Source organism: Streptomyces sp. NPDC058086 (genome assembly GCF_042885015.1).
GTDB lineage: Bacteria > Actinomycetota > Actinomycetes > Streptomycetales > Streptomycetaceae > Streptomyces.
Genome location: NZ_JBHVST010000020.1, coordinates 33,841 through 53,950, shown reverse-complemented (window position 1 = coordinate 53,950; position 20,110 = coordinate 33,841). Strand labels below are relative to the sequence as shown.

Sequence of the window (20,110 nt, the reverse complement as noted above, 5' to 3'; positions counted from 1 at the left end):
CACTGCGCGGGCTGCGTTCACGCCATGTTCTTATTCGGGTCCCCCCGCCGGGGGGGGGTGCCACCCCCCCCCCCCCCACCACCCGGGGTTACGAGGAGACGGGGAACGAGGCGACATGGAATTCGTGGTTCTTCCGGACTGTCCGGCCGGTGCCGCGTCGGCCGGCCGGCTGCGGGCGGCACGGCGCATCGACCATGCGTCGGGGCGGCCCTGGATCGTCGGCGACTGGCCCGCGGCCGAGGCCGTCGTCGTCGAGGCGGGCCCACGGCGGATGGCCGTGCTGGGACACACCCGGCTCGACGAGACCCCCGCGAGGGCCGCGCTCGGCCGGCTGCGCTCGCTGCACGACGTGGACGCGCTCGCGTCCCGGCTGCAGGGAGCCTTCCACCTGGCGGTATCACTGGACGGCAGGACCAGGGTCCAGGGTTCGGTCGTCGGCGTACGACAGATCTTCACGGCCGTCGTCGACGGGGTGACCGTCGCCGCGAGCGGGGTGGATCCCCTGCTCCGGCTGACCGGCGCCGACCTCGACGAGACCGTGCTCGCCGCCCGCCTGCTGGCGCCGGGCGGACCACCCTGGCCGCTCGCCCAGCGCCCCGTCCGCCGGGGCATCGAGGCGCTCACCACCGGCCACTGGCTGGAACTGGACACGGACGGCCGGGCCCGGCAGACCCGCTGGTGGGAACTCCCGGAGCCGTCCCTCACCCTCGCGGAGGGAGCGACCGCCGTCCGCTCTGCGCTGGACGACGCGATCACCACCCGGGTCGCCGCGGGCGGCACCCTCAGCGCCGACCTGTCCGGCGGCCTGGACTCCACCTCACTGTGCTTCCTCGCCCACGCGGCGGGGGCCGACCTGGTCACCTACCACGTGATGCCGATCGACAGCGCCAACGCGGACACGAGGTGGGCCCACCGGGCCGCGGAGTGCCTGCCTGCGGCCCGGCACCACACGCTGTCCGCCGACCGCGCCGAGAACCTGTTCGACGTCGGCTACACCGCCGACCTCGTGGGTGCGGCCCCGGAAGGTCCCTCGACCTGGGCCTCCGGACTCGCCCACATCCAGGACCTGGCCAAGCGGGCCACGGCGGAGGGCGCCACGCTGCATCTGACCGGCTTCGGCGGTGACGAGCTGTTCGGCCGGATGCCCGCCTGCGCCTGGTCCCTGGCCCGGGCCACACCGGTCGGCGGGCTACGGCTGGTCAACCGCTACCGGCTGGCCAATCGCTGGCCGTGGCGGGCGACCGTACGCTCGCTCCTCGACCGGTCGACGTTCGCGCAGAACCTCGGTCGGGTCGCCGCCCGCATCGACGCCCCGCCCCCGCCCGTCGACGAGCCCGACTTCGGCTGGGTGTTCGCGCCCCGCATGCCGGCCTGGGCGACCGCCGACGCCGTGGCCGCGGTCCGCGCCCTGCTCACCGACGCCGCCGAGGGGTCCGGGCCCCTGGACGCCGACCGGGCCCGGCACCAGGCACTCGCCTCACTGGTCTTCGAGGGAACCACCGTCCGCCAGGTCAACACCGTCCTCGGGGACACCGGCATCACCTGGGACGCGCCCTTCCTCGACGACCGGGTGGTGGAGGCGGCCCTGGCCACCCGGATCGACCAGCGCCTGCTCGGCGGGCGGTTCAAGCCGCTGCTCACCTCGGCCGCACGGGGTCTCGTCCCCGCGGACATCCTGGGCCGCCGTGACAAGGGCGAGTTCAGCGCGGAGGCGTTCCGGGGCCTGGCCCGCAACCGGGCCCGGATCCTGGAGCTGTGCGAGGACTCCCAGCTCGCCCGGCTCGGCCTCATCGACCCGGCGGCCTTCCGGTCCGCGGTACTGAACCCGGGGCCGATGTCCCATCATCTCCAGCCGATCGACACCACGGTGGCGTGCGAGAGCTGGCTGCGGACGCATCCAGGGACGCGTCCTGAGATGTGCCCCCCGCCACCCACCCAGGACACGCACACGGGAGAACTCCGATGAAGCTGACCCTCGCCCGCGACGTCACCCTCACCGTCGTCGACACCGGGGCCGTGCTGCTCGACGGGCGTCGCGGCCGCTACTGGCAGCTGAACCACTCCGGCGCGGGTGTCCTGCGCCAACTGCTCGACGGAGAGGCGCCCGACTCGGCCGCCGCCGGCCTGTGCGCCGCGGCCCCGGTCAGCGACGACCAGGCGCGGCAGGACGTCCAGGCCCTCATCGACGCGCTCAGCGCGGCCAAACTGGTGGAGGTGGCCTCGTGACCACCCCCGCCGTGGCCGAACAGTCCCCGCGGCTGCCCTGGTACCGGCAGCTCGCCCCCCGGTGCGCCGCCGGGGCGGCACGTCTCCTGGTCCGGTTGCCCCCGGCCCGGCTGCACCGCGTGCTGGGCGTGGTCAGCAAGGGGTCCAGCCCCGCCGGATACGCCGAGGTGGCGTACGCCCGCCGGTCTGTCGTCTCGGTCAGCACCCGCTGCGCGGGCCTCGGTTGCCTCCAGCGTTCCGTGGCCACCGTCCTGCTGTGCCGGGCACACGGCAGGTGGGCCGACTGGTGCACGGGATTCAGAACCGAACCGTTCGGCGCGCACGCCTGGGTGGAGGCCGACGGGCGGCCGGTGGACGAGCCCGGCGAACTCAGCGTGTTCCGCACGGTCCTGGCGGTCCGTCGCCCGGACGAGCGCACGCGCCCTTCCGGCAAGGACCCGCACCCCACTGACGGCAACCTCCGCCCCTCCGAAGGGAGCCACCCATGACGGCGATCCGGGCCGAGGGCCTCTACGCGTATTACGGCACCGCACCGGCCGTGAACGGGCTCGACCTGACCGTGCCCACGGGCAGCATGTACGGCTTTCTCGGACCGAACGGGGCGGGCAAGACCACCACCATCAACATGCTGACCACCCTGCTGCGACCCACCGCGGGCCGTGCGGAGGTGGCAGGCTTCGACGTCGCCGCCCGGCCCGCCGAGGTCCGCCGCCGTATCGGCATCGTGTTCCAGGAGTCGACCCTCGACCTGGACCTCACCGCCGCCGAGAACCTCCGCTTCCAGGCCGACCTGTGCGGCCTGTCCCGCCGCGCGTCCCGCGACGCGATCGCCTCGATGCTCGACCTGATGGACCTCTCCGAGCGCCGCAGGGTGCCCGTACGGCAGTTCTCCACCGGACTGCGCCGCCGCCTGGAGATCGCCCGTGGCCTGCTCGCCGAGCCCAGCGTGCTGTTCCTCGACGAGCCGACGACCGGCCTGGACGCCCAGACCCGCGCCGCCGTCTGGGACCACCTGGAGCGGCTGCGGCGGGAGCGGGGCATCACGGTCTTCGTCACCACCCATCAACTGGACGAGGCCGAGCACTGCGACCGGATCGCAATCATCGACCGGGGCAAGGTGATCACGGAGGGCACACCCGCGGACCTCAAGTCCGTCATCGGGGCCGACCTCGTCGTCCTGCGTACCGACGACGACCGGCGCGCCGCCGACGCCCTCAGCGACCGGTTCGGCCTCCCGGCGGAGCCTACTCCGGACGGTCTGCTGCTCCGGGTCGAGCGCGCGGCAGCCCTGGTGCCCCGCCTGTGCACCGACCTCGGCGTGACCGTACGCGAGGTCGCCATCGCCCCGCCCACGCTCGACGACGTCTTCCTGCACCACACCGGTCTCGCCATCCGGGAGAGCACGACCGGCCCGCGCACGCTCGGCAACCTCGGGGAAGGACTGCGATGAGCCGGACCGACACCGCACCTGCCGCACTCGGCGACATCACCGCCGCACCGCCACCGACCGACCGGTCCCGCCACCCGGCACGCCCTGTCCTGCTGCTCTGGCGGCGGGAGATGACCCGGCTGCGGCACAACCCCGTGCGCCTGGCCATGGGACTCGTGACACCCCTGCTGTTCCTCGTCGTCCTCGGCACCGGCCTCGACGCGGCGTCGTCCAGCCTCGGCAAGGCCCAACTGAACGACTACCGGGCCTATCTGTTCCCCGGCACGCTGGTCATGTCCGTGCAGGCGCCGGCGATCGCGGTGGGCATCTCACTGGTGTGGGACCGCAGGCTGGGGGTGCTGCGCCAGATGCTCGTGGCGCCGTTCCCGCGCGCGTCCATCGTGTTCGGGCTGGCCCTCGGCGGCGCCACCACGGGCGCGGTCTACGGCCTCATGGTGCTGTCCGTCGGCGGGATCGCGAGCATCCGCTACACGCCGATGCTGCTGGTCGTCCTCCTCGAACTCCTGCTGGTCTCCCTCATGTTCACCGCGCTCGGGCTGCTCGCCGCCGTCACCATCCGGCAGGTCGACACCTTCCAGGTCGTGGTGAACCTGAGCCTGATGCCGCTGATGTTCTTCTCCGGCGCGATGTTTCCGCCGGGCGGCCTGCCCGGCTGGCTCGACACCGCCGTCAAGCTCAACCCGCTGACGTACGGCGTCGACGCGGTCCGCCGAACCCTGCCAGGACCGAGCGTGCTCACCTCGGAGCAGACCCGGCTGATGCTCGGCGACTGGCACCCACCCGTGGCCGCCGAACTGGGTGTGCTGGCCGCCCTCACCGCGGTCGCGCTGGGCCTCGCGGGCTATCGGTTCTCCCGTACGTCATGAGCCGGGGAGGACAGGGCACGGTGGACGCGGGCACGACGGACGCGGGCACGGCGGATGTCACGACGACGGCCAACACCCGGGCCACGGACGGTAACTGGGCGGGTGCGGCGCGGCTCGCGGCCCGGCTGCTCCTGGCGGCGGTCCTGGCCTACGCCGGTCTGGTGAAGATCGGGGACCTCACGGAGGCCGGACGGACGGTCGCGCTCTACCGGATCGTGCCCGACGACTCCGCCCAACTCGTCGGTGGTGTCCTGCCGTTCGTCGAGGTGGCGCTCGCGCTGCTGCTCGCGGCCGGGCTGGCCACCAGGGCGGCGGCGGTGGGCGCGGCCGTACTGCTGGTCGCGTATGCGGCGGCCATCGCCTCGGTGTGGGCACGGGGCATGTCCATCGACTGCGGCTGTTTCGGCGGCGGAGGCACGCTCAATGGTGGCGCCGCACGCGGCTACGCGCTCGACATCGCGCGCGATCTGTTGCTGCTCGGCGCGGCCATCCTTCTGATCCGGAACCCGCGCACCCGATACGCGCTCGACAGCTGGGTCCTGGACCCGAAGGAGTGAGCAGCATGACGGACACACGCACAACGGACGCCATGGTGCACGAGATGGTGCGCCAACGGCACCGGCGGCGGCGCGCGTTGGTGGTGTCGCTGGTGGCCGTCCTGGTGGTCGTCGCCGCCGCGCTGGTCGGCGCGGGCCTGGTCCGGGCGACCACCACGGCCCCCGACAAGGCACCGAGCCGCGTACCGGCCGAAGTCGCCGCCGACAAGTCGGGCGTGGCCGCCTCCACCGGCGCCGTACGCGTCGACGTGTACCTCGACTACCTCTGCCCCGAGTGCCGTCGTACCGAACGGGCTCTGACCTCAGCCCTGGACGATCTGAGGTCGCACGGCGGGGTGAGCGTCGTCTACCACCCGGTCGCCTTCCTCGACGACCGCAGCAAACCCGCGGGGTACTCGACACAGGCGGCCTCGGCGGCGGCCTGCGCGGCGGACGCGGGGAGGTTCGAGCAGTACTCCACGGTCCTGTTCGCGAAGCAGCCCGCCGAACAGGGCCCCGGGCTCAGCGAGGCCCAGCTGATCGCGGCGGGCCGGGACGCGGGCATCACCGGGGCGTCCTTCGAACGCTGCGTCGAGGACGCCCCGTACCTGCCCTGGGTGCGGTACGTCTCCGATGTCGCCGCCTCCCGCAAGGTGGCGCTGACACCGACCGTCACCGTGGAGGGCAGCCGCGTCGACGTCACCGGCTCCGATCCGGGCGGCGCGCTGACCCGCGCGGTCACGGCGGCCCGGCGGTGACCCGACTGACCGTGGCCCTCTCCGGCGACTGCATGGCGACACGGGGAGCGCTGATCGCCTCCGACCCGGCCGCCGGACGGCTCCAGGAACTCCTCCACGGCGCCGACTTCGCCGTCACCAACCTGGAGGTGGTCCCCAGCGACGGACGCGGACACCCGGTGCACAACGCGGCCGGCGGCGGCTGTCTGATCGCGGACTCCGGCGTGCTGGACGAGATCACGGCGGCCGGGTTCACCGTGCTGGGCTGCGCCAACAACCACGCCATGGACCTGGGCACGGAGGGCGTGCTCGGCACCGTGGACCTGCTGCGGTCGAGGCGGATCCCGTACGCCGGGATCGGCGCCGACCTCACCACGGCGCGCCGGCCCGTCTACGTCGACCGGCCGGGCGGCAGCCTGGCGCTGCTCTCCTGCACCACGACGTTCCTGCCCGGCCAGGAAGCGGCCGATCCGTCGCCGGAACTGCCCGGGCGGCCGGGCCTCAGCCCGCTGCGCCACTCCGCGACCCTGCGGGTGACGGCCTCTCAGATGAACGTGCTGCGGACGATCGACGCCGAGACGGGCCTGCGCGCCCGCCGGGCCGAGGCCCGCGCCCTGCTCGGGATCGACCCAGCCCTCCTCGGGCCGGACCGGCTCACCCTGTTCGGCACCCGCTTCCTGACGGCGGACGAACCGGGCTTCACGACCGAGTGCGATCCGCGCGACCTCGACGAGATCTCCCGCTGGGTCGGTGAGGCCCGTCTCCGTGCGGACCTCGTCGTGGTGAGCGTGCACTCCCACGAGCCCGGCCCGACGCCCGAGACACCGGGCGAGTTCCTGCGTGCCTTCGCCCACCGGATGATCGATGAGGGCGCGGACGTCGTGGTCGGGCACGGCCCGCATTTCCTTCGCGGTGTCGAGCTGTATCGGAACAGGCCGATCTTCTACAGCCTCGGCAATATCGTCAGCCAGATCGAACTGACCGACCGCGTCTCCACCGAGGACTACGCCAAGGTCACCGCCGACCGGCCGCCCACCCCGGGCCGCTACTACGACCGACTGAGCGGCCACGGCACCCGGTTGTTCGCCCCGCACCGCCGCTACTGGCAGTCGCTCCTGCCGGTCCTCACCTTCGACGACGGCACCCTCGTGACGGCCCGCCTGCACCCGGTCGGCCTCGGCTTCGGCCTGCCGGTGCACCGCAGGGGCCGCCCCCACCTGGCCGACGAGGCCGAGGCCAAAGAGATCCTCACCGATGTCGCCCGGCTGTCGGAGTCGTACGGTACGACGGTCGGGGCGGGGGCCGACGGCACAGCGGAGCTGCTTCTGGACGTGGCATGAAGGGCCGTACGTGGCGGGAGAGTTGACGACAGAGCCTTGCTAAAATGTCATATGTCACCTACGAGCGGACGAGGAACCGGGGAACACGCATGGCCGAGGCGGTCCGGGTACTGATCGCGGACGACCAGGCCCTGCTGCGCGGGAGCTTCCGGGTCCTCGTCGACTCCACACCCGGCATGGAGGTCGTCGGTGAGGCGGGCGACGGCGCCGCGGCGGTCCGGCTCGCCCGGGAACTCGCCCCGGACGTCGTCCTGATGGACCTCCGGATGCCGGTTCTCGACGGCATCGCGGCCACCCGGGAGATCTGCTCCGACGAGACGCTGACCGGTGTCCGGGTGCTGGCCCTGACCATGTTCGACATGGACGAGTACGTCTACCCGGCCCTCCAGGCGGGCGCCAGCGGCTTCATGCTGAAGGACGCCTCGCCGTCCGACCTGGTCGACGGCATCCGGGTCATCGCCACGGGCGAGGGCGTACTGGCCCCGACGGTCACCCGGCGCGTCATCGCCAACTTCTCCCGGCGCGGCGAGACGCCTCGCTCCGCTCCACGACTCGTCGGTCTCACCAAGCGGGAACACGAAGTCCTCGTCCAGATCGCCAACGGCCTGTCCAACGCGGAGATCTCCGAACGCCTGGTCATCAGCATGCCGACCGTGAAGACCCATGTCGGCAGCCTCCTGGCCAAGCTGCACGCCCGGGACCGCGCACAGCTGGTCATCATCGCGTACGAGAGTGGCCTGGCCGAGCGGGGAATGCCGACGTGACCGCGGCGACCAGGACTCACGGCGCGTCGCCCCACTGCGCGGCTGCGCAGAAGTGGCCGTCGCCGCCGACGGCGGTGGCGATCAGTTCGTCGCCGTGGAAGCGCGGTGCCGCATGAGGGCCTGAACCGTGTCGGAGTTCCGCGCGATGGTCCGCGCGCCGGTGTCGGTCCTGTGGTCGTCCTCGTACACCTTCCGGCCGTCCACCACGAGTTGCTTGGCGACGGTGATGAGACCGGCGGCCTCGTTGCAGACCTCGGAACGCGATCAGCGACGTGGTGCTAGTCGTCCGGTCCCGGCCGCAGGGTCGGGGCAACCAGCCACTACGGGGCCGCAGACGACAGACGGCACATCGTGGCAGTTGCTCATTCCGGCCCTCCCGGCGGAGCGCTTCGCACCGCCCGTCCCACCTCCGTGCACAGCGCCACGAAACCAGGAGAGCTGCGCGTGCCGACGGCGACGGACTCCTGCAGACCCAGCACATAGGTGAAGTCGTCCGGCCAGTCGCGGAACATCCGCAGTTCCGTGGAGCCCGGATTGCCGAAGACCGTGGTCATGCCGGTGTCGCGCAGAAACCGTATGACCGCCTCGCAGCGCCGACCACACCGTGAGCAGGTCGGAGCGCGTCTGGGCGTCGGTGGGCGTGAACCCGATGTCGTCGTCACTGCCCGGCAGCAGCTCCGGGAACACCATCAGGATCAGGCACAGCGACAGGCTGAGCCGGAGCCCCGCGAAGATCCGGGGCAGCGCCGAGGGGAGGATCAGGAACCACAGCCGCTCGGGTGCCGTCAGCCGCAGCACGGCCGCCACCTGGAGCCGCAGCGGATCGGTGGCACGGGCGCCCTCGGCCGAGTTGATCAGCACCGGCCACACGGCGCCGAACACGATCGACGCCACCTGCATGGGCGTACCGACATCGAAGACGACGACGAACACCGGCACCAGCGCGGGCGGAGGCGTTCGGTTCGCGAACGTGATCGACGTAATCGACGTAAAGGCATGTCGGCGTGGGGGCGCGTTGACGTCGCCGCGTGGGTCGGCGAGACTCCCGCACGCCCAGCGCGCCGCAGTGCACGATCCCCACGTGCGGCGTCCGAGAGTGCCCTGCCTGAGATCGGGTCAGAGCTGCGGGTTGCGGTGCCGGCCTTCGTCGGATCCTCGGCCGGACCGAGCGGGGTCAGGCGGGCGGACCGGCGATGCGCGGGGCCGCCGAGGAGGGGGTGAGGCGGAATCGGTGGCACCGGTGGGGACGCCGATGCGGGCGGCGAGGATGGTGATGTCGTCTTCGGCGGGGCTGGGGGCGAAGCGGTCCATGAGGGTGTCGCACAACTGGTTGAGGTCGTTGTGCGCGCCGGCGAGAAGGCGGATGAGTTCGTCCAGACGCTCGTCCAGGTCGACCCCGCGGGTTTCGATGAGGCCGTCGGTGTAGAAGACGACGATGCTGCCCGGGTCCAGGACGACCTCGGTGGTGGTGAAGCGGATACCGCCGATGCCCAGGGGAGCGCCGGCGGGCAGGTCGAGCAGGCGGGCGCTGCCGTCGGGCGTCACGAGGGCGGGCGGGGGATGGCCGGCGCGGCCGAGCCAGCAGCGGTAGGCCGTGCAGTCACAGATCCCGTACAGGCAGGTGGCCAGGAGGGGGCTGTCGAGTTCCTGGAGCGCGTCGTCGAGATGGTGCAGGAGCTGATCGGGGGGCAGGTCGAGGTGAGTGAAGGCCCGCACGGTGGTGCGCATCTGCCCCATGATCGCGGCAGCTTGGATGCCGTGGCCCATCACGTCGCCGATGACCAGGGCGCCCTTACCGGGGGCGAGGGTGGCGACATCGAACCAGTCCCCTCCGACCTCGTGGACGTCGGAGGCAGGCCGGTAACAGTGAGCGATCTCGATGCCCGCCGGGGGTTTCGGGAGGCTGGGAAGCATGCTGCGCTTCAAGGTGAGCGCGACGTCGTGCTCGCGGTGATACAGGCGGGCGTTGTCGATGCAGACGGCGGCGTGGGCGGCCAGATCGCCGGCGAGCGCAAGGTCGGCGGCGTCGAAGGCAGGCCGGTCGCCACCCCGCAGGAAGGTGGCGACGCCGAGGACCAGACCGCGGGCCGTGAGGGGCACCATCATCATCGACGTCACGCCCAGGGACCGGAGCCGTTCGGGAATCGAGGAGTAGCGTGCGGCCTGGGCGACGGCACGGGCGTCGATGCGACGCAGGAGGAAGGGCCGACGGTCGATGACAGCCTGCGCGTAGGGCGCGCCGGCGGGAAAATGCAAGGTCCGGCCGACGGGGGTGAGGATGTCGGCGGCCGCGTGATCTCGGGCGGGAGCCTTGCCGAGGCGGCGCAGGACGGCGCCGCCCCACAGGCTGGTCATCGGCTCGGTGGCTTCGGTGAGGTCGGCCAGGGCGTCGACGGTGGCGATGTCGGCGAGGCGGGGCACGGCGATGTCGGCCAGCTCCTGTCCCGTTCGGGCCGCATCGAGGGTGGTGCCGATCCGCAGTGTAGCCCCGTTGAGCAGCGCCAGGCGTTGACGGCCGGCGGCGGCCTCCCGCTCGCTCTTCTCCTGGGTGGTGACATCGATGATCGAGGCGTTGATCCCCAGCGGTTCGCCTTCCGCGTCCTCCAAGCGGAAGTAGGAGCAGGACCACACGCGCTCGTGGTCGGGGCTGGCGGGCGTGCGGCCGATACGGCGGAAGTTCACCACGGGGTCACCGGTGACCAGCACCCGTCGCATCGCCGCTTCCATCTGCTCGCTGTTGACCCCGGGTAGCACCTCCGACGGTCGGTGCCCTATGTGCGCCGCGGCGGGCAGCCCGTCCATCGCCTCCAGGGCGCGATTGACCTGCTGGAACCGCAGCTCGGTGTCGAAGATCGCCAGCCCCACCGGCGAGCGGGCGAACAGCGCGTCCAACGGGCCACCCACTTCGCGGGCCTGACGCGCTTCACGGGCGTCGGCGGCCAGGAGCAGTACGTCCCACCCCTCCCCGCCCTGTGCGGCCACGGGGCACGCCCACACCTCCATCCCGATGGTGGAGCCGTTCTTGTGCCGCATCGGAAACTGCCCGGTCACGCTGCGCCCAGCGGCAACCGCGTCGTGCACGGCGCGAGCCTCCCGGCGATGGTCGGGGAGGACGAGATCGGTGAGATCACGGCCGATGACCTCACCGGTGGCGTAGCCGAGCAGCTCGGGGGCGGCCTTCGCCCACTGCCTGATCCGTCCGGAGCCGTCGGAGACGATCAAGGCGACGGGCAACAGATTCCACCATGCCGCGGCCTGTCCGACCGCAGCCGTCCGCTCCCCGGCCTGCCTGGGATCCGGCATCACGAGTGCTCCAAGCTGCTGCTTTTCCATTATGAACAAGCGAGCGGTCGGCAACGGTCATTCGCGCATTGCCGTGGGATTGCCGTACCTACGGCATGTGCAGCACCTGCTCACCCCAGATGGTCTTGCCGGTACGGGTGTAGCGGGTGCCCCAGCGCTGAGTGAACTGGGCGACCATGAACAGGCCGCGGCCGCCCTCGTCGAATACTCGGGCCCGGCGCAGATGAGGACTGACGGTGCTTCCGTCGCTGACCTCGCAAATCAGCGTCTCACCCTTGATGAGCCGCAGCCGGATCGGCCCTCCAGCGTGCCGGATCGCGTTGGTGACCAGCTCGCTCACCACCAGTTGCGTGACGAACGCGGCCTCCGCCAGTCCCCACAGGGCGAGCTGCTCCGCCGCGAGCCGGCGGGCGTCGGCGACGACCGCGGGATTGCTGGGCAGGTCCCAGCTGGCGAGGCGGTCCTCGTCGAACACGCAGGGGCGGGCCAGGAGCAGGGTGACGTCGTCGGCGTGCGGTTCGGGGCACAGGGTGTCCAGGACGGTGTCGCACAGAGCATCGAGCGAGGTGGCCGGGAGGGCGAGGGCGCCACGCAGGTCGGAGAACCCTTCGTCGACGTCGCGATCCCGGGTGGTGAGGAGACCGTCGGTGAACAGTGCCAGCAGGCCCCCTTCAGGCACGATGATGTCCGCCGCCTCGAACGGCAGACTGCCGAGTCCCAGCGGAGGGCCACAGGGCATGTCGATGACACTGCTGGTGCCGTCCGGGTGGATCAGCACGGGGGCGGGGTGGCCGGCGCGGGCCAGGGAGCAGGTGCCGGAGACCGGGTCGTAAACGGCGTACAGACAGGTGGCACCGATGTCGCCGGGGATCTCGCCGTTGGGCTCGCCACCTTGCTCACCCGCGGTGTGGGTGATGATGTCGTCGAGGTGGGTGAGGAGTTCCTCGGGTGGCAGGTCGATGTCGGCGAGGGTGCGCACGGCGGTACGCAGGCGGCCCATGGTCGCGGAGGCGTTGATGCCGTGTCCGACGACGTCGCCGACCACCAGGCCGACTCGTGCTCCGGGCAGGGGAACCACGTCGAACCAGTCGCCGCCTGCCTGGGCGCCGCCGCCCGCAGGCAGGTAACGGGCGGCCGTCTCCACAGCGGGGTGCACGGTCGACTCCCGGGGAAGCAGGGCCCGCTGTAGTGCGAGCGCGATGCCGCGCTCCCGCGTGAACCGGCGAGCGTTGTCCAGACAGATCGCGAGCCGGTCGACGAGGTCCTCGCTGATCGCCGTGCAGTCCGGGCCGAAGGCTTCTTCATGCGAGGCCGCGTACCTGACGAACAGGGCTACCCCGAGGGAAACGCCCTGCGCACGGATCGGCACAGCGATGAGCGAGTGGGGGCCGAACGTCTCCGCGAGCGACGCCTGAACGGGATCCTCGGCCAGCCAACGGATGATCTCGGGATCCTTGGTGCTGTGACGAACGGCCCGGCTCTCGGCCAGACACCGCGCGACCGGCGACGACCATGGGTGGGTGTGCACTTCCGTAGCGCTGATCACCGCGTCGAGCGCGTGCCCGGCGGCCCACTGGTATGCCGCCATGCACAAGGCAGTGCCACCCCGAGGAAGGACGGGCGCGGGCAGCTCACCCTGGAAGACAGGCTCCAGAAGGTCCACGCTGACGAAGTCGGCGAAGCGAGGGACAGCGAGTTCCGCGAATTCTCGTGCGGTTCCCACGATGTCCAGGCTCGTACCCACGCGGGTCCTGGCCTCGCTGATCAAGGCGATGCGCTCCCTGGAGTCGTACTGCTGGGAGTAGTCGGACGCCGTAACGCCCACCGCACGCACCGAGCCGTGCGCGTCCTTGAGCGGGAAGACATCCATGGCCCAGGCGTGCGCCTTGGATTCCCCGGGGAGCCTGACGATGGGCTCCGCCGCTTCCGCTTTCCCGGTCCGGGCCACCCGAAGGACCCGTCGCTCCACATCCTCGATCGCGTTGCCCTGGAGAATCTCGGTCAGGCGCCGACCGCGGGCCTCCTCCTCCGAAAAGCCCCCCACTCCGAGCATCGGCTGGTTCCCGCGCAGCAGGCGCGCGTCGAGGTCGCAGATGGCAACGGCAAGCGGCTGCTGCTCGAACATCCACTGCGGGAGCAAGGCATCACGTGGTGTGCCTGTCGCGGCCTCGGGCACGGCCGTCAGCAGGAGCAGGAAGCCGCAATCCCGATCGGTGTCCTGGAGCGGGCACAAGTGCATCTGCGCGTGCAGCGGGAGGCCGTCGCGGTGCCGCAGCGTTCCCTCGGCCGTCAGCAGGTCGTCCACCGGCCTGCCGATGATTTCAACAGGGGCGTATCCGAGCAGCTCCTGCGCACCACTGCTCCAGTGGGTGACGCAGCCGTCCCGGTCCAGCACGCCTGCCGCAGCGGACACGTCCAAGCGAGCACTGGTGAATTGGCGAGTGTTCCGCCTGCCCCAGGTGTGCATAGTGGTCTCTGATCTCTTGTCGCAGGCAGTATCCACAGTGCTCCTGGGACCATGGGATGGCAAACTTCAGGCGGCCTGCCTCGACCCACCTGCGCACCCGTCGGGCCTGCACGCGGTCCAGTAACCCCACTCCGTCCGACCCGGAACAGACCACCGCTCGCATGCCGGAGAACACCGTGGGAAAGCGGCGACGTGACCCGTGACGGGACGACTGAACCGAGATCACTCACAGTTGACGCAGGCTCGCTGACGATGACGCGTGGCGGGGCTTCGAAAGACGCGCAGGACGAAGAGATCACCAGCGGCGCTGCTACACAGACGCTCCGCGAACGGATTCAGCACACATGAGGCCGGGAAGCCCCGTGAACACGCGGAGGAACGTTTTCCCGAGCCAGACGGGTGCCCTTTTGCATACAGGTCTGACGACCGGCTCACCCGGTGGATACGACACGGGACGCCAGGGGCCTGGCGGATGTCGACCCGGGTCCGACTGTCTCGCCAACGCCGTGGAGGTACTGGCGACCCTCGCCGCGGACCGCAACGTCCCCCGAACAGAGGCCTCCCGTCGTTACTGAAGCCATTGGGCCGTTCGAAGGAGTTGAGGCAGCGAGACAGCCAAGAGTGTCACGGACTGTCAGCTGCCTTTCTTCCTGCTCTCAGCGTGATTCCAAGCCAGGACAGGACCGACACCCAGGTCCCTTCCCAGCATCAATGACCCATACAAGGGAGAGTTACGGATATATCTGCACTTTGTAACGCGAATCGTTTCCTTGGTCCGGTGTCGCAGTGGAGGGCCACAGTGTGGGCCTCGGCACCGAGCCGGGAATTACGGATTGCACGCCCGGCCCAGACCAGGGTCGGTGTGCACGAACGTGAGGTGACAGATTCATGTCTGTTTCTCGTACGACGGTCCGCCTGATCGCCACCTGTGTGGCTTCGGGTGCACTCGTCGCCGCGGCCGCCATGCCGGCCCTGGCCGCCGGAGCCGGCCACGACCGCGACAACGGGAGGGGTTACTCGCACAGTCACAGGAGCGACCACGACCACGACGGCCACTTCGGCGACCGGGACCGGGACCGGGGCTGGGGCTGGGACCGGGGCCACGACCGGGGCTGGGACCGGGGCCACGACCGCGACCGGGGCTGGGACCGAGGCCACGACCGGGACCGCGACCGGGGCCGGGGCTGGGGCTGGGACCGAGGCCACGACCGGGACCAGGACCGGGACGGGCGCCACGGCTGGTACGGCGACCGGCACCGGGATCAGGACCGCTACCTCGGCCACCGCTAGCCCGCCTTGGAGGCCGTGCTTGTGACGCGGAGGCCCACACCCTCCGCCACCCGTCGTCGTCATAGCCGGCACGGCCGCCACATCCAGCCGGAGGGCCGAAGACTGTTCCTTGCAGTCTTCGGCCCTCCGGCCACGTGTCGCACCGTGCGGTCGTTGCCGACTCAGAGAAAGCGGGCGCGGGCAGCCATCCAAGGCACCGACACCCATAAGATTCACCGGATCAAATTCTGATATACGTCCACAGGATTTGATCCGAGTGCGACCAATGCGGTGAAAAATGCAGTCTCCGCGCCCGCCGTTTGTCTTCTTTTGAGGGCGCGTGCTGGAATGTCGGCGACCCGCCTATCGGGGTGCATGGTTAATGGTCTGGGCTGCGCCATTTCTTCCCATGTCCGCTGTCGCTTGTACGTCGTGGTGATTGGAAAAGAGATGGTGGAAATTTCCGCGGTTAAGCTTTCCTGGCGCACGCGCACTGCCCCGGTGTCCCTGGTAGCACTTGCGATCGCGGGTGCTCCGCTGACCTCTCAAGCCCAGGCCCTGGTGATGCCGCTGGGTGTGAACGCCCGGCATGCACCTGGCACTCCGGGGGCCCCGCAGGCCCCGGTTACGGTGTTCGCCGAAGGCTTCGAAAACGCAGGCGAGACTCCGATCTTCCTGGAGGACTACGTCGGCGCTCCGCCGCTCAACGAGACATACACGGCCGACCCCCCGTGGCTTGACCACGGACAGTGCAACGGCATCATCCTCGATCAGACCGGTGCTGATCAGCCTGACTGCCCGGCAGTATTGAAGAACATGGCCAATGCGCTGGGACAGACAGGCGGAACGAATCCGCCGACCAACCACGTGGTCGCGGCCTACACCAACTGGTTGCCACCTGGCACCGACCGGGTGGAGTTCCGGACCGAGCGGCCGATCCCGATCGCGAAGCCGAACCGCTACATCACCTTCGCAGTGGATGCAGCCGCCGTGAATTGCGACCAAGCCGCTCCTCCGCTGCTGAAGTTCTATCTGACCGGCAACGGGGCAGACATCCCAACCTTCACCACCCCCATCAATCCCTGCGCCGATCCCAACTCCAAGCCCTATCCCGGAGGAAGCGGGTTGAGGGCCGGGACGTTCGCCGGCAACAGAGCCGTACTGTTCAACGGTGGCCAGTTGGGCATCAAGATGGTCAATGGACAAGGCGAATGGTTCGGTAATGACCATGCATTCGACAACATCCGGATCCTGGATGCGACTCCGCAACTGGACAAGGCGTTCAGTCCTGCCACCGTGGACAAAGGTGGCACGTCGGCGCTCACCATGACGGTGACGAACACCAGTGAACTGGCCGCGAAGAACGACTTCGGCTTCGCCGACAACCTGCCCGCCGGGGTGAAGGTGGCCTCGAACGCGAACGCGTCGACGACCTGCGGCAACGGCACGGTGTCCGCGACGGCGGGGGGCGCGTCCGTTGCTCTGAACGGTGGCGACCTGGCCGCCGGCGAGAAGTCCTGCACGGTCACGGTGAACGTCACAGCCGACAAGGCGGGAACCTACGTGAACCGCCCCGAAGCGATCACCACGGTTGGCCTGAATCCCCCGGACCCCGCGACCCTGACCGTCAAGAAGACGGGAGCAACAGCGGTGGGCACCGCGACGGGCTCGGGCGGCCTGCTGTCCGGCAATGTGGTGCAGGTACCAGTGGACATGCCGGTCAACGCCTGCGGCAACTCCGTGAACGTCATCGGACTGCTCAACCCGGCGACGGGCAACGTCTGCGTCAACGGCTAGCCGACCAGGTCACTCGCCGCGCCGGGACCGGGCAGGTCCCGGCGGGCACAGACCGTCCGGCCGACATCACCGGTTGACACCAACGCCGCTGAACGAGGGCAGACAACGTCGACTCTGCCCGCAGTGGCAGACAGCCATAGTTCAGCTGCGGGTGCTGGACGGCCCCGAGGGCTTCGACCTCATCAGGGGCTGCCGGGGCGGACCGTGAGGTAGGTCCACTGGCTCCACACGCCGGCGGTCTGTGCGCCCTTGGCCGGTGGCGTGTAGTGGCCGCGGATCCGGTAGTGGTCGTTGCTCGCGAAGAGCTTCAGAGCCCGGGCGTAGCCGTACCAGCCGTCGGAGTACAGGGGCACGCAACCCTGCGAGGTGACCTGATGCCAGGCCCCCGAGTAGTAGTGCTCGAGGTACACCGTTGCGCAGCCGCCGGACTGATGGGGAGTGACCTGGAGGTTGTAGCCCAGGTTGACTTCGGACTTGTAGAAGATCTGGTACGTGGTGGATCCGACGCGGGTGGTCGTCAGCGGCCACTGCATCTCCGTCCGGACCGTCGGCGTGAGGGTCGCACTGGTGGTCACCGTGCGCGGCGCGTAGTGGTAGTCACCCGCGAAGGCCGCGCTGAAGACGGTGTTGCGAGTGACCTCGTAGTACGCGACGAGGTTCCCGTGCGCGTCGACCTTGCCGCTCTTGAGCTGCGTCCGCGGCTTGCCCGCAGGCTGGTCGTACAGCGTCACGAGACGGGAATTGTTAGTGGGCCCCAGGTGCGCCGTGACCTTGACGGTCGCGCCGGAGTGGTACGACTTCGCGTCGGTCGTCAGACTTACGCTCGGAGTGGCTCGGGACAGCTGCACCTTCGCCGACGCCGTGACCGGAAGGTACGACGTGCCACCGTCGTACGTGAACGCGTAGGTGTTCGCGCCGCCGACCTGCGGGGTGTCGTGGAAGGCGAAGCTGCCGTCGGCGGCGACGGGCACGGTGCCCACCGAGTGGCCCGAGGGGTGCGCCAGGTCGGTCTTGACGACGCGCACCGCGCCCGTCGTCACATGCGCGTGCGGCCAGGTGAGTTGCCCGGTGACGGTCATCGGCGCGGCACGGTCGCCGGTGGAGGGAGCTGTCAGCGTCATGGTGGGCGCGTACTTCGCGACGGGGATGTCGAAGGTCTGACCGGCCGGGCCGTAGTGGCCGCTTCCGGAGTAGTCGACGCGGAAGCTCAGTGGGCCGGTGAGGGGAGCGGTGCCGGACACGTAGTAGGAGCCGAAGAAGTCGACCGATCCGTGTGCCGGGGTGGTTGTCGGGTCCGGTATGAGCACGCCGTCCGGATCGGCGTCGTCGTAGCGCGTGACCCGTACGGTGCCCGGAATCATGGATTCTCCGGCACCGAGGCCGAGGGGCGAATCGAAGCCCGCCTGGAACGAATAGGCCTCGCCGGGGGCGAGCGGAGTGGTGGTCGATCGTCCGTTGAGATGGACCCACGCGGTTTCCGGGTTACGAGCCGTCCGGAGCGTCGGTGTTCCCCCGGAGCCGTCCACGCCCACGGCGTAGAGCCGGCTCCCGTCCGGTGCCCAGGCAAGGCCGTGTGCGGGCAGGCGCAGTGGATACCCGTAGTCGTACTCGTGGTAGTAGCCCTCGCCCGTTTCCGGAAATGCCGCGAACCCGTAGTCGTCCTCGCCGCCGGCCACGGTGCCGTCCGGAGCTACGGCGACAGCACCGGGGCCCACCGGCATGCCGAATCGCCCGTCCGCCGCCAGATCCGAGGTGCGGTAGCGATCGTCCCTCGGGTACGACCGGGAGGAGACCGCCAGGTGCAGCCCGTCCGCCGTGACCGCGAAGTCGCTCAGGTCGGGAACGGGCAGCGCCTTCACGGCCTGCCGGGTCAGCGCGCCACCCTCGGCCCGGTACGTGACGAAGGCGGAGGTGTCGCCCGTCTGCACGGCGGCCGCGAGTACACCGGAGGGCGTCGGGGTCGTCGCCAGCGTCGGCGGTGCTGCCCAAGTGCCGGAATCCTGCCGCAAAGCGACCGTGCCGGACCCGTCGACGGATCCGATGCCGCCGGCGCCGGCGCCCACCGTGCCGTACCCGAACCAGAGAGTGCCCCCGGCGACGGCCAGCGAGTCCGGATGGGTGCCCGCGCCCGTGCCGTAACGAGTCGACTCGGTCAGCCTCTCCGTACTGATCGCCGCGATCGCGTCCTGGTCCGGGAGAGCCGCGTACAGCGCGGATCCGTCGGCGGAGAGGGCGAGACCGGTGGCACCCGGCTCGCCACTGATCATCGTCGGATTCCCGCCGTCGAGGTCGGTGACGAGAATGCCGTCGGTGCCGGCGCCGCCGCTGATGAACAGGTGTCCGTGCGGAGCGTCCACGACCATGTGCGCGAAGTGCGCGATCGGCAACGGTACGTCCGACGTCGCGTACGAGTCGACCGCGCCGGGACCGATGACGGTCGTCAGTCCCAGGAGCAGCGCTGCGGCGGTCGGCGGCGAGAAGCGCGCCAGCTTCATGAAAGGCCCCCACATAACCTTCACGATCAAGGAGCGCAACTTAGCACGGGGAAGCGGTTGTTCAAGGCCGGTAGACCATCCCCGGCTGGGGCTTGGCAGGGGCGAGCAGCTGCGACACCGTGACGATGGTGTAGCCGCGCTGCTTGAGCGCCTTGATGATTCCCGGGACGGCGGGCACGGTCCCTTTGTGCAGGTCGTGCAGCAGGATGATGCCGTCGCGGTGGGTCTGGTCGAGCACCCGCTTGGTGATCAGGGCCGAGTCGGTCGTCTCGTAGTCCTTGGCCGTGACACTCCACAGCACCTGCGCCAGTCCCAAGTCCCGGCAGATCTTGGCCACCTCGCGGTTGGTGCGGCCCTCCGGCGGACGCATCAGGATGGGCCTGGTGCCAGTGATCTTCTCGATGGCGCTCTGTGTCCGGGTCAGCTCCTGACGGGCGTCGTTCACGTCGATATCCGTCAAAACCTCGTGATACCACGTGTGATTGCCGATTTCGTGCCCCTCGTGCGAGATGCGGCGCAGGATCTCGGGGTACTTCTCGATGTGGCCCTTGCCCTGCACGAAGAACGTCGCGTGCAGATCCTCCTGCTTCAGGATGTCCAGCAGCTTGGGGGTCGTCAGGCTGGGGCCGCCGTCGAAGGTGAGGGCCACGCACTTCGCCTTGCGGCAGTCGACGTTCCCGGCCACCGATCCCGATGCCTTGCCGCGGGCGGCTCGTGGCGAGGTGTGATCGTAGGTCGTGACCGTCAGGGCCAGAATCAGCGCGACGGCCAGGGCGGCGGCCACGGCTGTTGCGACGGCGATGAGTATGCGAGACCGTCGTATTCGCACGTTCAGGGGCATGCGAGACCTTTCGCTGGAG

16 protein-coding genes and 1 pseudogene are annotated in these 20,110 nt (G+C 70.1%); 11 read left to right on the top strand and 6 right to left on the bottom strand.

Annotation, left to right across the window (positions count from 1 at the left end; genetic code table 11):
- Positions 1-115 precede the first annotated feature (115 nt).
- The 9 genes from ACFVWD_RS18140 (at position 116) to ACFVWD_RS18100 (ending at position 7,919) form a co-directional block, all read left to right on the top strand.
- Positions 116-1,966 carry a lasso peptide isopeptide bond-forming cyclase gene (locus ACFVWD_RS18140; RefSeq protein WP_389597200.1) on the top strand — a complete coding sequence of 617 codons (1,851 nt, stop codon included), beginning with the start codon at positions 116-118 and terminating at the stop codon, positions 1,964-1,966.
- Positions 1,963-2,226 carry a lasso peptide biosynthesis PqqD family chaperone gene (locus ACFVWD_RS18135; protein ID WP_389597198.1) on the top strand — a complete coding sequence of 88 codons (264 nt, stop codon included), beginning with the start codon at positions 1,963-1,965 and terminating at the stop codon, positions 2,224-2,226. Before ACFVWD_RS18140 ends, ACFVWD_RS18135 begins: the two co-directional genes overlap by 4 nt.
- Positions 2,223-2,714 (top strand): lasso peptide biosynthesis B2 protein, encoded by a 492-nt coding sequence (locus ACFVWD_RS18130; RefSeq protein WP_389597196.1) that lies wholly within the window; start codon positions 2,223-2,225, stop codon positions 2,712-2,714. The genes ACFVWD_RS18135 and ACFVWD_RS18130 overlap by 4 nt, the downstream gene beginning before the upstream one ends.
- Positions 2,711-3,676, top strand: coding sequence for an ATP-binding cassette domain-containing protein (locus tag ACFVWD_RS18125; protein ID WP_389597195.1), 966 nt, complete (start codon positions 2,711-2,713; stop codon positions 3,674-3,676). Before ACFVWD_RS18130 ends, ACFVWD_RS18125 begins: the two co-directional genes overlap by 4 nt.
- A complete protein-coding gene (locus ACFVWD_RS18120) occupies positions 3,673-4,542 on the top strand; it encodes an ABC transporter permease (protein ID WP_389597193.1) in 870 nt (289 codons plus the stop codon). The genes ACFVWD_RS18125 and ACFVWD_RS18120 overlap by 4 nt, the downstream gene beginning before the upstream one ends.
- Positions 4,539-5,099 carry a MauE/DoxX family redox-associated membrane protein gene (locus tag ACFVWD_RS18115; protein ID WP_389597192.1) on the top strand — a complete coding sequence of 187 codons (561 nt, stop codon included), beginning with the start codon at positions 4,539-4,541 and terminating at the stop codon, positions 5,097-5,099. Before ACFVWD_RS18120 ends, ACFVWD_RS18115 begins: the two co-directional genes overlap by 4 nt.
- Before the next feature lie 5 nt (positions 5,100-5,104).
- On the top strand, positions 5,105-5,836 hold the full coding sequence (locus tag ACFVWD_RS18110) for a DsbA family protein (RefSeq protein WP_389597190.1): 732 nt from the start codon (positions 5,105-5,107) through the stop codon (positions 5,834-5,836).
- The gene (mslH, locus tag ACFVWD_RS18105; RefSeq protein ID WP_389597188.1) at positions 5,833-7,155 is read left to right on the top strand and encodes a lasso peptide C-terminal Trp epimerase; all 1,323 of its coding nucleotides are present in this window, start codon (positions 5,833-5,835) and stop codon (positions 7,153-7,155) included. Before ACFVWD_RS18110 ends, mslH begins: the two co-directional genes overlap by 4 nt.
- Positions 7,156-7,244: 89 nt before the next feature.
- Complete coding sequence (locus ACFVWD_RS18100) at positions 7,245-7,919, top strand: response regulator (protein ID WP_389597186.1); 675 nt, start codon at positions 7,245-7,247, stop codon at positions 7,917-7,919.
- A 362-nt stretch (positions 7,920-8,281) separates the two neighbouring features.
- Here ACFVWD_RS18100 and ACFVWD_RS18095 read toward each other — a convergent pair whose 3' ends face one another.
- The 4 genes and pseudogenes from ACFVWD_RS18095 to ACFVWD_RS18080 all read right to left on the bottom strand — a co-directional run bounded on the left by ACFVWD_RS18095 (position 8,282) and on the right by ACFVWD_RS18080 (position 13,635).
- Positions 8,282-8,473 carry a hypothetical protein gene (locus ACFVWD_RS18095; RefSeq protein WP_389597303.1) on the bottom strand — a complete coding sequence of 64 codons (192 nt, stop codon included), beginning with the start codon at positions 8,471-8,473 and terminating at the stop codon, positions 8,282-8,284.
- Between the two features lie 67 nt (positions 8,474-8,540).
- Positions 8,541-8,894 (bottom strand): annotated as a pseudogene (locus ACFVWD_RS18090) (ABC transporter permease); the annotation flags it as partial.
- A gap of 141 nt (positions 8,895-9,035) precedes the next feature.
- Complete coding sequence (locus ACFVWD_RS18085) at positions 9,036-11,222, bottom strand: SpoIIE family protein phosphatase (RefSeq protein WP_389597184.1); 2,187 nt, start codon at positions 11,220-11,222, stop codon at positions 9,036-9,038.
- An 88-nt stretch (positions 11,223-11,310) separates the two neighbouring features.
- The gene (locus ACFVWD_RS18080; protein ID WP_389597299.1) at positions 11,311-13,635 is read right to left on the bottom strand and encodes a SpoIIE family protein phosphatase; all 2,325 of its coding nucleotides are present in this window, start codon (positions 13,633-13,635) and stop codon (positions 11,311-11,313) included.
- 942 nt (positions 13,636-14,577) lie between these two features.
- Here ACFVWD_RS18080 and ACFVWD_RS18075 point away from each other — a divergent pair.
- Both ACFVWD_RS18075 and ACFVWD_RS18070 read left to right on the top strand, forming a co-directional pair.
- Positions 14,578-14,979 (top strand): hypothetical protein, encoded by a 402-nt coding sequence (locus ACFVWD_RS18075; RefSeq protein ID WP_389597182.1) that lies wholly within the window; start codon positions 14,578-14,580, stop codon positions 14,977-14,979.
- Between the two features lie 429 nt (positions 14,980-15,408).
- Complete coding sequence (locus ACFVWD_RS18070) at positions 15,409-16,755, top strand: chaplin family protein (protein WP_389597180.1); 1,347 nt, start codon at positions 15,409-15,411, stop codon at positions 16,753-16,755.
- A gap of 182 nt (positions 16,756-16,937) precedes the next feature.
- Here ACFVWD_RS18070 and ACFVWD_RS18065 read toward each other — a convergent pair whose 3' ends face one another.
- On the bottom strand, positions 16,938-19,250 hold the full coding sequence (locus ACFVWD_RS18065; protein ID WP_389597178.1) for a hypothetical protein: 2,313 nt from the start codon (positions 19,248-19,250) through the stop codon (positions 16,938-16,940).
- Between the two features lie 61 nt (positions 19,251-19,311).
- Positions 19,312-20,091, bottom strand: coding sequence for a polysaccharide deacetylase family protein (locus ACFVWD_RS18060; RefSeq protein ID WP_389597176.1), 780 nt, complete (start codon positions 20,089-20,091; stop codon positions 19,312-19,314).
- Positions 20,092-20,110: the final 19 nt, after the last annotated feature.

What these genes read in the sequence shown, in the direction of transcription:
- ACFVWD_RS18140 (WP_389597200.1), top strand. Translation starts at nt 116, where the DNA reads ATGGAATTCGTGGTTCTTCCGGACTGTCCGGCCGGTGCCGCGTCGGCC.
- ACFVWD_RS18135 (WP_389597198.1), top strand. Translation starts at nt 1,963, where the DNA reads ATGAAGCTGACCCTCGCCCGCGACGTCACCCTCACCGTCGTCGACACC.
- ACFVWD_RS18125 (WP_389597195.1), top strand. Translation starts at nt 2,711, where the DNA reads ATGACGGCGATCCGGGCCGAGGGCCTCTACGCGTATTACGGCACCGCA.
- ACFVWD_RS18120 (WP_389597193.1), top strand. Translation starts at nt 3,673, where the DNA reads ATGAGCCGGACCGACACCGCACCTGCCGCACTCGGCGACATCACCGCC.
- ACFVWD_RS18115 (WP_389597192.1), top strand. Translation starts at nt 4,539, where the DNA reads ATGAGCCGGGGAGGACAGGGCACGGTGGACGCGGGCACGACGGACGCG.
- ACFVWD_RS18110 (WP_389597190.1), top strand. Translation starts at nt 5,105, where the DNA reads ATGACGGACACACGCACAACGGACGCCATGGTGCACGAGATGGTGCGC.
- ACFVWD_RS18100 (WP_389597186.1), top strand. Translation starts at nt 7,245, where the DNA reads ATGGCCGAGGCGGTCCGGGTACTGATCGCGGACGACCAGGCCCTGCTG.
- ACFVWD_RS18095 (WP_389597303.1), bottom strand. Translation starts at nt 8,473, where the DNA reads ATGACCACGGTCTTCGGCAATCCGGGCTCCACGGAACTGCGGATGTTC.
- ACFVWD_RS18085 (WP_389597184.1), bottom strand. Translation starts at nt 11,222, where the DNA reads ATGCCGGATCCCAGGCAGGCCGGGGAGCGGACGGCTGCGGTCGGACAG.
- ACFVWD_RS18075 (WP_389597182.1), top strand. Translation starts at nt 14,578, where the DNA reads ATGTCTGTTTCTCGTACGACGGTCCGCCTGATCGCCACCTGTGTGGCT.
- ACFVWD_RS18070 (WP_389597180.1), top strand. Translation starts at nt 15,409, where the DNA reads ATGGTGGAAATTTCCGCGGTTAAGCTTTCCTGGCGCACGCGCACTGCC.
- ACFVWD_RS18065 (WP_389597178.1), bottom strand. Translation starts at nt 19,250, where the DNA reads ATGAAGCTGGCGCGCTTCTCGCCGCCGACCGCCGCAGCGCTGCTCCTG.
- ACFVWD_RS18060 (WP_389597176.1), bottom strand. Translation starts at nt 20,091, where the DNA reads ATGCCCCTGAACGTGCGAATACGACGGTCTCGCATACTCATCGCCGTC.